The organism is Actinomyces sp. zg-332 (assembly GCF_011751945.2).
Taxonomy (GTDB): domain Bacteria; phylum Actinomycetota; class Actinomycetes; order Actinomycetales; family Actinomycetaceae; genus ZJ293.
The window spans coordinates 93093-105258 of sequence record NZ_CP064951.1 but is presented as its reverse complement, the minus strand read 5'-3'; the positions used below and the strand labels follow the sequence as shown (position 1 = coordinate 105258).

Annotated in this window: 7 protein-coding genes, 1 tRNA gene and 1 other RNA gene; 3 read left to right on the top strand and 6 right to left on the bottom strand. The window is 34.3% G+C overall.

Features of this window, described 5'->3' with window-relative positions:
* Positions 1 to 90: 90 nt before the first annotated feature.
* The 5 genes from dcd to ffs form a co-directional block, all read right to left on the bottom strand.
* Positions 91 to 678: a dCTP deaminase gene (dcd, locus tag HCQ94_RS00400; RefSeq protein WP_166978618.1), complete on the bottom strand. Its 588-nt coding sequence runs from the start codon at positions 676 to 678 to the stop codon at positions 91 to 93.
* A gap of 94 nt (positions 679 to 772) precedes the next feature.
* Positions 773 to 3019 (bottom strand): FUSC family protein, encoded by a 2247-nt coding sequence (locus tag HCQ94_RS00395; protein WP_166978063.1) that lies wholly within the window; start codon positions 3017 to 3019, stop codon positions 773 to 775.
* Between the two features lie 2 nt (positions 3020 to 3021).
* On the bottom strand, positions 3022 to 3615 hold the full coding sequence (recR, locus tag HCQ94_RS00390; RefSeq protein WP_166978065.1) for a recombination mediator RecR: 594 nt from the start codon (positions 3613 to 3615) through the stop codon (positions 3022 to 3024).
* A 49-nt stretch (positions 3616 to 3664) separates the two neighbouring features.
* A complete protein-coding gene (locus tag HCQ94_RS00385) occupies positions 3665 to 6679 on the bottom strand; it encodes a DNA polymerase III subunit gamma and tau (RefSeq protein ID WP_166982757.1) in 3015 nt (1004 codons plus the stop codon).
* Between the two features lie 105 nt (positions 6680 to 6784).
* Positions 6785 to 6880: signal recognition particle sRNA small type (gene ffs, locus HCQ94_RS00380), an RNA gene on the bottom strand.
* Positions 6881 to 6973: 93 nt separating this feature from the next.
* Between ffs and HCQ94_RS00375 the strand changes: the two genes are divergently transcribed.
* Both HCQ94_RS00375 and HCQ94_RS00370 read left to right on the top strand, forming a co-directional pair.
* A tRNA-Ser gene (locus HCQ94_RS00375) sits at positions 6974 to 7061 on the top strand.
* Between the two features lie 404 nt (positions 7062 to 7465).
* Positions 7466 to 9562 carry a cation:proton antiporter domain-containing protein gene (locus HCQ94_RS00370; protein ID WP_166982755.1) on the top strand — a complete coding sequence of 699 codons (2097 nt, stop codon included), beginning with the start codon at positions 7466 to 7468 and terminating at the stop codon, positions 9560 to 9562.
* Between the two features lie 189 nt (positions 9563 to 9751).
* On the opposite strand, the gene HCQ94_RS00365 is transcribed toward HCQ94_RS00370, so the two are convergent.
* Complete coding sequence (locus HCQ94_RS00365) at positions 9752 to 10345, bottom strand: LytR C-terminal domain-containing protein (RefSeq protein ID WP_166982753.1); 594 nt, start codon at positions 10343 to 10345, stop codon at positions 9752 to 9754.
* Between the two features lie 157 nt (positions 10346 to 10502).
* Between HCQ94_RS00365 and HCQ94_RS00360 the strand changes: the two genes are divergently transcribed.
* Positions 10503 to 11921, top strand: coding sequence for an AI-2E family transporter (locus HCQ94_RS00360; RefSeq protein WP_166978072.1), 1419 nt, complete (start codon positions 10503 to 10505; stop codon positions 11919 to 11921).
* Positions 11922 to 12166: the final 245 nt, after the last annotated feature.

The window sequence follows — 12166 nt, the reverse complement described above, 5'->3', positions numbered from 1 at the left end:
CATACTAAGGCACTACTACTAACTCACACAATTAGCTCATGCTTTAGTAATTCAGCATTTCGTATCCATTCAAATGAATATTCAAAGCTGTTACGAAATGTAATCTTCTACCTCAACTCTACTGAAACCAAGATATGAACGTGAAGGAGTTGGTCCACGTTGACCTTGATAACGAGAACCGATAGCTCCCTGTCCATAAGGGGCTTGGCAAGGGGATGACATTTGGAAGAAACAAAGCTGTCCAATTTTCATACCTGGATAAAGTAAAATAGGTAAATTAGCTATATTAGTTAGCTCCAAAGTAACATGTCCAGAAAAGCCTGGATCGACAAATCCAGCAGTAGAGTGTGTAATAAGACCAAGACGTCCTAAAGATGATTTACCCTCAAGCCTTGCAGCTATTCCAGCACCTAAACTAACTTTTTCATAAGTAGACCCCAACACAAACTCGCCTGGGTGTAAAACAAAAGGTTCTGAGCCAGCATCAACCAATCTAGTTAATTCAGGTTGCGGAGCAGCAGGATCAATAACACTACATTGATGATTATTGAAAAGACGAAAAAACCTATCTAAACGCACATCAATACTTGCAGGTTGGACCATTTTTTCATCATAAGGTTCCAGAACAATTTCACCACTAGTAACATTCTTCTTAATATCAATATCTGAAAGAATCATCTTTATCATTTCCCTAATTATTTATTTGCTACCACTATTCTATATTAAAAAATAAGCAGTATAGGAAGAGATTAAGAAATCTTAATAATAAAACTTAGTTTTCCAATAACTTTGAATGTAAATTGTGCATAGATTTCAAAACACTAGATAAATCTTTAGCAAAGAAATACTCTACATGCCAATTATCAGGTTGACTACGTGTAACAGAAATAGAGGAATCTAAAACTGAATAGTTATCAAAAGCCTTGGATAGTATTTTTAAAGTTTTGTCATAGTCTGGCCAAATATGTTTATTTCTTTGAGTAACTTCTAATCCTAAAAGTTGAGCACCTGCGTCTAGCACCTTAAACGTTTCCTCTAGAGCCAAGACCTGTTCTTCTGTCAATTTTGGCATTTTTTTACGTAGTTCATAAACAAATACGGTGTGAGAAACAGCATTACTCATATAGTAAATTAATGAATTAATACTAGATATTACTTTGGACATTGAGCTACGAGAATCTTTACCCCAAGGAGTTTTCACCATTATATCGCTAAGCTCATTTAGTCCTTCTTTTATGTTTTCACTTTCACGAGCCAACTGAGTCAGCTTTTCATCATAAGTTTTATTTATCCAAATTTCTTTCAAAGACAATATTTCTTTACGCAAATTTACTGATAGGATATTCAACCCTTTATTGACCGCTTTATTCGAATTCACTGGGAAAACAACAAATGCAACAACTACACCTATAAGTGCTCCTAGGGTATTTTCAATAACTCTATCTATTACTAGAGTGTATACAGAAGCATGTAAAATGCTGTAGATTTGAACAATCATAGCAGTTACGAATATCACACAATAAATATAGTCAACTCTAATCAAAGACACAGCCAAAGATATATAGATAATTAGCAGTACCATTACTGGTAACAGCTGAAGTATGTGGTCAGTCAAGAAACTGAAAATTATGCTGATAAGCCAATATGAGCCAAATCCTATTATCGCCCCCAAAAGCGTACCAAAAATACGTTTCTTCATTTTACGCCATTTATCAGCTGTAGTTGAAGAACCCAGCAATAGAGCATAAGCACCTAAAGAGGCAAAGTAAAAATATCTATCATTTATCATGTACCCTACAACAGAAGAAAGTGTTATAGCTATAAGTCCTTGCATAAAATTGCGGGTACGTAAATCCATAGATAACTTAGAAAAATTATTAGTTTTTGCTGCAATATCAGCAATAGTCATTGTTGGTGTAGCTTTTAAATCAGAGTAATTAACGTTGATGTTAAACGCTTCCTCTGTATTTTGAGTAACAATGTTTTGCTGTTTAGATTTTCTTGAGAGCTTTGAAAAATATTCTCTTATATTCCCTACATTACGTATTTTTTTCTCATTTTGCTTTTCAAGTATACATTCGTCTATTTTCTTAGCTATTTCATTTTGCATTACCCTGCATTTACAAAATTCATTCCAATAGTAACGTTCTTCAAAGTATGTCAAATCTTCGTCAATACTATCAGCTAAAGCAGAGATAACTTGGTCCTCATCAAAGACTGAACGATGGTAACTTTGCGCTAAATCTCTAGGTATTTCTGGGGCTGCTTGTAACACGGCATCAATTGATATTGCACAGTTATGAAAATGTGACGAAAGTTTTTTAGCTTTTTTTATTTTTATATCTATAGGTAATTCACTATTTGCATATAATTGGCTAAACCCTTGAGCAATTGCCCCTAGCGATTTCCTGACTGCAACTACTTTTGTCATAGGATCTGAAACAATAATGTAAGAAACTAGAGCAACTATTAGTACAGAAGTAATTGAACAAGCATATATTACGTATAAGTACTGAGGGTTTTTATCTAAAATTGGCCCGTTAAGCATAGAGTTTAGATAAGCGTTCATCATGCTAACACCAATTACTCTACCTTTAGACACAAAATATTTAGGCAATATTACCGGCATACACATACATAGTATGTATAAAACTATCGTCAAATATTTATATTGATAAAAACTGTAAGCAATGAGACTTACAATTATGACTACTGGTATCGCAGTAAGCCATCCTGTAGCTACATCTTTCTTTTTGTACCTATAAAAAATTGGTATCTGCAAAAAAACGTATGCACCAGCTGAAAGGAAAGTAAATTTTAGAGGGATACCATTCAGTAAGAAAATAGTAATTGGTACAGCGTAAAGAATACTGGTAAGAAGCAATGAAGTGAAAAATAATTTTGTAGTTATTAGCCCAGGGTCAACCATACGTAGCCTTCGTAATACCCTGTAAAAAATATCGTGTCTAACTTGGCTCTGACTGTCTTTTTCCAAAGGGTCAGGTGGTAGATAACTCATTTTTAAATCGATCGACGCCCCTCAAAAGCTTTACCAATAGTTATTTCATCAGCATACTCTAGATCAGATCCCATTGGTAGTCCTGATGCTAGACGTGAAGTTTTTATCTCTAGTGCATGCAGTGTTCTGGCAATATAAGTTGCCGTTGCTTCTCCTAAAGTATTAGGGTTTGTAGCAATAATTACTTCTTCAATGCTTGTATCAGATAGTCTGCTGAGTAACTGAGCAATTCTAAGTTCGTTTGGACCTATACCATTCATCAAGTCAAGAACGCCACCCAATACATGGTATACACCTCTATAACTACGAGTCTTTTCGATTGCCATAATATCTTTTGCTTCTTCAACAACACATATTACAGTTTTATCACGTTTAGGATTTGCACAAATTCCACATAGTTTATCTGAAGCCAAGTTTCCACATATTTCACAAAACACAATTTTCTCTTTGACTTCTTTAATCGCAAGTAGTAGTGCCTCAATATATTCTTCTTCAGCTTGTAAAATATGCAATGCCATGCGTTGTGCACTTTTAGGTCCAACTCCTGGTAACTGTCCAAGCTCGTCAATTAGAGTTTGTAAAGCATTCTCATACATTATTTTACTTATCCCTGCTTTCGGTTTTAAGGAGTTCTTATTTTAAATTCTACTCAGCATCTTCTATTTTAGCGTTTAACATGCTCTGAATACTTGCTATATCTAGTGGTTTAGACTGAATGTTATCAAGATTTTGTTCACCTGACTTTAGTTGAGTAGATGTATCTACTTGAGCATTTTCACTCGTATTTAGAGTATTCGTAGGATTATCAATATCGTTGTCAGCATTAGCTTTTAGATTTGTAGTGGCATTTTCGCCGTGATTCACATTATTATTTTCTTCTCCAGCGTAATTATCTACTAGCATTTCGTCCGTGTAGAAGTCATCTTCATAATTTTCATCATCATTAAAGAAGCTATCTTCATAGGTCGTTTCATTGCCAGTTTGCTCAGGAATAGCTACATTTTGATTTTGTGATTGAACGCTATCTTTTCGTGAAACATTTTCTTCAGAAGTTTGCGTAAAACTGCTATTTGTATCAGCAAATGTTTGCTCAGAAAATCCTACACTCTGTTCTTGTTGAGCGGAAAAAGTCGCTACAGATTTAGTCTCAAGGTTGCTGTTAGTAGCTGTCTCACTAGTGACCACTCCAGCTGAGCTACCAGCATCGTTAGGGTAGTGTGGCTGAGATTTTGCTGAAACTCTATCAAAACTACCATTTTCAGCAAACACTTCAACAGTAGGCTCAAATTCTTCTACGCTTTGTATAGCGTTATTTGGCAAGTTTGGTGAGCTAGAATGCTGAACCCTGAAATTAGCTGAAGAATTGCTCTGGCTATAGGGCTGTGTCTGAAAACTTCTTTCAGCTTCTTCCACTAAACTCTGCCTATTATTCGCAGAGTTTTGCTCAGTAAAATTTACAGTTCCACCAGCTCCAGTTGTTGCTGTTACACCAGTTTGTGTAACTTTTACATCAGATAAGCCCTGTGCATTTTGCAAATCTACTGCTTCATCAGTGGGATTAATCTGAACATTTATCCCTAATATGTCATGTATAGACTGTATAGTTACTTGGATATGTGGACCTGAGGAAAACATTCCAGCCAAAGCTTTCGTGTCGAAATGCAAATGTAAAGTTTTTCCGTCATAAGCTCCCGGCTGAGCATTTCTAGATATTAAAGTCCAAGTTGATTTCTTAGTGTTCTTGATTTTTTCAAGTATTTCTTCCCAACGCAAACGAATTAAATCGCTTTGTACATTACCTATGTTGCTAGGCAAATTTCCTTGAGTAGTCTTTGGAAGATTTTCTTCCAGCTCAGATTTTGCTGTAACACTTTGCTGATTATACGAATCTACATTATTCGTTGCTACAAATTCTTCATAAGGCTGGTTAGTGTCAAAGTCTTGGGTAAAGTCTGTTGCTTTATCACTTGCTTGAATTTGAGACTCAACTGTATTCGTATTGTCAAAGCTATGAGTTGAGTCTGTTTCTGATAATTGTGAAGAAGAAAGAGGTTTTTGAAGCTTTTCACCTGTAGGCTCAGCCAAATTTGGATTTGATAAGTATTGGTTTGACAACTGCTCTTCTCTTTGCTCTTGCACAGCTTCCACATCTGGAATTTTCTCCGGCATAACTATAGGCTTACCAAAATTAGCAGGTGCGAGCAAATCCCCCGGTTTTTTAGTTTTTGCAAGAGTGTTAAACTCATCGTCATTAACATGAGCTTGTACTGATAAATTTGAGTCTTCGAGTACAGACTTAGGTATATCTATCGTCTCAGCTAAGCCCTTATCACTAACTACAATATTAGAGTTGTCATTAGGATTAGCTACAGAATTTAAAGCTTCCACACTTTGATTACGCGCATCAGAATTTACACCCCTGCTAATAGTTGATTTATCAGCATTTTCAACTATACTCACATAGGTATCATTTCTAGGATTTGATACCGTATCATTACCAGTACGCAAAGCAGCATTTGTAGTCTGATTTAGTTCTAAGTTAACTGTATTAGAACCACTCAAAGCTGGAACAATTATTCTCGCACACAAAAGTTCGAGGTGAATTCTAGCTGATGTAGCACCAACCATTTCACTCAAAGCTTCAACACAACGCTGGGCAGCATCGTTTAAGTTATCTATTCCCCAGCCTTTAGCCTGCTTATACATTCTATTTAATTGTTCATCACTATAAGTTGAAAGAATATTTTTAGAGTTAACACCAGCTATGTAAATGAGAATTAAGTCTCTTATTTTCTGCAATAAATCTTCAACAAATCTTCGAGGATCTTGACCAGAATCCACTATTTTTTCAACTATTTCGTATACAACAGCTCCATCTTTGGCAGCAAAAGACTCCACTATTGCGTCAAGCATTGCCGTATCAGTATATCCCAATAAATGACGCGTTTTTTCGTAGTCTAATACATTATCTTCAGAACCAGCAATAATCTGATCCAAAATAGACAAGCTATCGCGAACACTACCAGCTCCAGCTCTAACTATTAGGCTTATAACTGAATTATCGTATTGAACATTTTCCAAATCGCAAACATGAGATAGGAAATTACGTAAGGTTTGTGGAGCTACTAATCTAAAAGGATAATGATGTGTTCTAGATCTAATTGTAGTTATAACTTTTTCAGGTTCGGTCGTAGCAAAAATGAATTTTACGTGTTCAGGTGGTTCTTCAACCAATTTTAGCAATGCGTTAAATCCCTGAGTTGTAACCATATGGGCTTCGTCTAGGATAAAAATTTTATACCGATCACGCACTGGTGCAAAAAAAGCATTTTCCCTCAGAGCCCTAGCATCATCAACCCCATTATGACTAGCAGCGTCAATTTCTACAACATCTAATGACCCACTACCATTTACAGATAGTTCAACGCATGAAGGGCAAACCTCACAAGGAGTATCGGTAGGACCTTGTTCACAGTTCAAGCATCTAGCCATAATTCTGGCACTAGTTGTTTTACCACAGCCACGAGGACCAGAAAAAAGATAAGCATGGTTTACACGACCAGATTTCAAAGCGTTCTTAAGAGGTTCTGTAACTTGTTCTTGACCTATAACTTGATCGAATGTTTGCGGTCTGTATCTGCGATAAATTGCTTGAGTCATTTTTCACCTATCCGTATCTAATAGGTTAATTATACTGTTTATAGTATCTAATTGTGCATCTAAAATTTTAAGATTTTTATTTAATTAAAATAATCTATTTAAAATATAAAAGACTCCACACGTACCCGTCAGAGCCTATTTATCCTTGCTGTATTCCTACCCTGGGGAGGTTCATAAGATAACGCCACGCATGGAGCTACCAATAATGATACATACATTAATTAAAATTTTCAAAATTTTCATAACCTTGTTTGCGTTATCTATCTTTTTTTCATACAATTATTACTTGTTGTTGGAGAATTCGCCTAGTGGCCTATGGCGCACGCTTGGAAAGCGTGTTGGGTGCAAGCCCTCGGGGGTTCGAATCCCCCATTCTCCGCCACTATTGGCTCTTATTTTATTTACTTGCTAAGTAAGTTTTGGTGGTTTCCTGTTTTAAATATCTACTTATTATCAATGTCACTTTTACTAAAGCAAATAATTTTGATTGATACACTAAGTCTATAAAATAAAACTAAAGCAATTACTTTATCCACAAAACAGAAATACTATTCAAATTATTCAGTAATTTATATTATAATTATCTTGTGTATTTCGATACGTTTATCTATTCGAGTATACATTTGAAGTTTGTTACCAAATATTTACAAATTCGATATATATTGGTAAATCATTTTTAGTTTATGAATAATCGTCACTCGATTATCAAATATTAGCATCCAAATGGTTGCACGCTTCACTCTAGAGCTAATGACACTGACGAAAGAACTCAAGGTAAGGGAAACGATGCACTTTCTAACAACAGTACTAATATTTGTATCTGTAGTAATTCTAGGAACTATTTTTAGCAATAAATTTCAAAGAATTCCAGCAGCTTTATTTCAAATAATTTTTGGAGCACTCCTAGTTTATTCCCCAATTCCTGTTGATTTTAATTTCAACTCTGAAACTTTTCTGTTATTCGTAGTAGCACCTCTTTTATACAATGATGCCTATAAATCTTCACGTACAAACTTATGGGTGTATAGAAAACCTATTCTTTTAATGGCTGTAGGACTTGTACTATTTAGTGTAGTAATCGTAGGTAGCGTTATCTATTTCCTAATCCCAGCAATGCCTTGGGCAACCTGTTTCGCCTTAGCAGCTATATTATCTCCAACTGATGCCATTGCCGTTAAATCTATCGTTAGAGGGGCTAAGTTACCTAAAGGTCTAATGCCTATTCTTGAAGGTGAATCACTATTGAATGACGCTGCCGGCTTGGTGTCATTCAACATAGCTTTAGGTGCTATATTAACTAATACTTTTTCTCTCACCAAAGCCGCTCAAGATTTTACACTTGTCTCTTTAGGTGGAGCTGCATTGGGATTAATGTTCGGTGTAATTCTAGTGTTTATAAAGAAGTTTATAGGACTACTAGTTGGCGACGAATCGAATGTGCTTGTCATATTTCAAATGATAACGCCTATATTTATTTACTATGTAGCAGAATACTTAACTGTTTCAGGAATTGTTGCTGTTGTAGTAACAGGTTTTGTTTACAACTTAGAAAAGGATTTATATCAACACGATTCTTTAGATAGCAAAACTTCACTGTTAATCGATGCTAGCCAAGACACACTTTGTTATGTATTAAACGGTTGTGTTTTTGTCATGTTAGGCTACATTTTACCCGAAGCATTTATCGACATTATGAGGAAAACAGAGTTAAATATTGGATTATTAACCCTCTACATTTTATTCACAACACTAGCATTAATGCTTACTCGTTTTGTATACGTTTACGTTTTCTATAATAGTTTCCAAGCCCACACTTTTACATCAACTAAAAAGATTATAAAAACATTCATCCAAAGAAAAAAAGATACAGAGGGGTATTCTCGTTTCAGATACTCACTAATAGCAGCTTTGGGTGGCATACATGGCACTGTGACAATGGCTGCAGGTTTACTAATACCCGTATATTTAAGTAGTGGTGAACTATTCCCATTGCGTAGCACAATTTTATATATTGCGAGCGGAGTTGTACTTCTAAGTATTTTAATAGGTATTATTTTCATACCTCTAGCTTTAAAAAAGGAAGACCAAGAAGAGTATCTAGAAATTAGATCAATACGCGAACGCATAATTAATCAAGCAGTATCTAAACTCAAAAAACATTACCATGACGGTTCTAATGTCAAAAGACAGATAGCTACTGCAATCGTTATAAAAAACTTGCAGGCACAACAAGTAATGGTTTCTAAGAATCCTAACTATCTACATCGCGAAATTCATAGAATACATAAAGATGTTTTGCACGCTGAAAATGCGCAAATTAAAAAATGGAAAGAAGAACACAATTTAAGTAAAGCAACCATTGCTGTCATACAGCTTATGCAACTACGTAGAACTAAATTATTAAACTATTCAGTACTACAGCAGATAATTTTAATGGTTAAAATCAATTTTAAAGCAAACTATTTCAAGAGGCTGGGAGCAAAAAGCTATCTTAAAGGAAGATTCTCAAAAGCTGACCCTATGGTTTTAAGACAAAAACTCTATGAAGAAGTAGAACACGTAAGATGCCTACTACCCGAAATACAGTCACACATAAATCTAATAGCATTAGAACATATAGAAAGCATGCGTAATTCTAAGAATTCATTAGCTGCCGATATTGTTTCAGATGTTTATAAAAACTTTGCAGTAACGTATTTTAGTATCTTTGTCTTAGATGAATCATATGAAGAAGAACTCAAAGAGATAAAAGCTGAAGCTATACAGATACAAAAAGATAAAGTTACCTATCTAAAAAAATCAAACCAGATAAGCATTGAAGATGGTAATACAATACTAAAAGAACTAAATTATAACGAAAGCTTAATATTTGCTGAAGAGTAGTTCCAATTAAAGCGAATTAACATAGCATTTCTTATACACTAACAAGGTATCAATTAATCATTGATACCTTACTGTTGTTTTTAAACTAATATGATTTGTAAGCAATCCAAAGTGCTTAAAACTGTACTCAAATCCAAAATTTCAAATATTTTTGTACCTACAGATAAATATGATAAGTTACACTAAACTTTATACTTGACCAGTAATACACCTTTTAGAACTAACTAAAGGTGTTTGTAGAGTTCGTTTTATTTGTGACTCATCTAATATATTAGAAAAACTTTCGCCTAAAATAACTTCTATATTTTTCAAGTTACTAGAATAAGTAATTTTTGCACTCTGAAACAATCTTGCCAAAGTATAAGCCTTTACTACATCTTTAGCATTAGTTTTTATATTTACTTCTGAATCAATTTTTCTCTCAGTATTACCAACTAATAAAACATTAACTCCAGCATTTTTCAGAGCTTTAGCAGTAGCACCAGCAAGACCGACTTTATTAGTTGAATTTAAAACACTAACTTTTATTTTCTTCAAGTCAACAAACTTCATATTTTCTTCAGGTAAACAAGGAATATCACCATTTTCCAAAACTATTGGAGCTTTTGAAAAACCAATACCAAAAGGAATAGGAATAATGCCACTAGCAAATATTAATGATACGCCAAAAATGATACTTAGTACGGCAGCAATTTTCGAAATAAGAGTTACTTTATAAGCCTTATTTCTATTTGCTTCATAGCTATCTGCAAATACAGGTGACTGAGTATTCGGATTTTCCACGTTATTCCTAAATGTGAAGTTTATTCTACGATGAATAGGTTATAGTAATAATATTATTTATAGAAGCTATTCACCACTAGTTTATCAGTATTTAAAACTAAAGGCTCTAAATTTGTTATAATTACTAGCAATTCAATTACGCGAGATAGGGGTTGAGTTGGAAAATCAAAATACCCGTGAATCATGGTTTTCTAGGATAGTTAATCCTATAAAAAAACATAAAGTTTCTTCACAAAAGCCTGCAGAAGAAAATTTTTATTTTAATGACTCACCTTTCACAAAAGATGATGCACAAGACTATGTAGCTTGGAACTTGAGAGTTGCTGCTGCTTGGTCATGGCGATTGCTAATAGTTGGATTAGTAGTCGTAGTTGTCTTATACGGTCTCTTGCAAATAAAAATAGTTATCGTTCCTATATTTGTTTCTCTCCTGTTGACTGTGACTTTATTTCCAATGTTCAATTTTCTTGAAAAAAAGTTACATTTTCCTAGGGTTTTAGCTTGTACTGTTTCGTTAATTTTCGGCATAATACTAATCTTTGGAATGATTTACATTGCTAGTTCACAAATTGTATACGGCATGGGAGATTTGGTTACCCAAGCTAATAAAGGTTTAAATCAAGCAATTTTGTGGATAACTGAATCACTAAAACAATATCTCCACGTAAATGATACGCAAGTACAAAGTTACTTACACAACTTCAATAATGAGATAAACTCATATATCACAGGGCTAATCGGCACAGCTTATTCGAGTGCTATTTCTATAACATCGTCAGTTGCCACTTTCTTAGCTGGTACTTTATTGAGTTTATTTGCCGTATTCTTCTTCCTAAAAGATGGCCGTCAAATTTGGTATTGGACTGTAAGACTTTTCCCAAGTTCAGCTCGCGTACCAGTCCATGAGGCAGCTATTCGCGGATGGATTACATTAAGTTCTTATGTTCGTGCACAAATCATCATTGCTGCTGTTGATGCCCTATCAATTGGATTTGGAGCTTACTTAATTGGAGTTCCTTTAGCAATTCCTCTAACGGTACTCGTATTCTTAGGATCTTTCATACCAATTGTAGGTGCCTTATTCTCTGGATCTATTGCTGTTCTAGTAGCATTTGTAAACAACGGCATAACTAGTGCAATTATTATGTTTGTAATAATATTGATTGTTCAGCAAGTTGAAGGTAATTTACTTCAACCACTAATCATGTCATCTTCAGTGAGTTTACATCCTCTAGCGGTACTAATATCTGTTACAGCTGCTACATACCTAATGGGAATAATCGGTGCTTTATTTGTTATTCCAGTTATTGCATTCGTAAACACGACTGTACTTTATCTACATGGATATGATAAATTCCCAGAACTTGAGACTAAAATTGACAGACCTGGCGGTCCTCCAGGATTTATTGAAATGTCTATGCATGCATCACTACGCGAAGAACCAAATACTTTAAAACAAACAATAATTGATCAAATAAATGAGCGTGAAAATGCAGCACCTGCTTTCCATGAAGGCAATTTATCTCAGGAAAATACAGAAGATGAGAATGAAACTTCCATTCCTCCTATAAGATAATTTATTTTTAGAAAGTGGCTATAAATCGTATAGATTCGTAGTCACTTTTCTTTTTATAACCTAAATACTTGCATGGTTTTCTATAAATGATAGAAAACTTCACATACTAAATTTTGGTGTACAAATATACTTCAGCAAATATGTAAAACTGTTATTTGAAGTTTTTAAATTTATATTAACTTGTTACTATTTCATATATAAAGCTTTATGTTTATAAATATTTTTGGAATATGTTAGTTACTTTT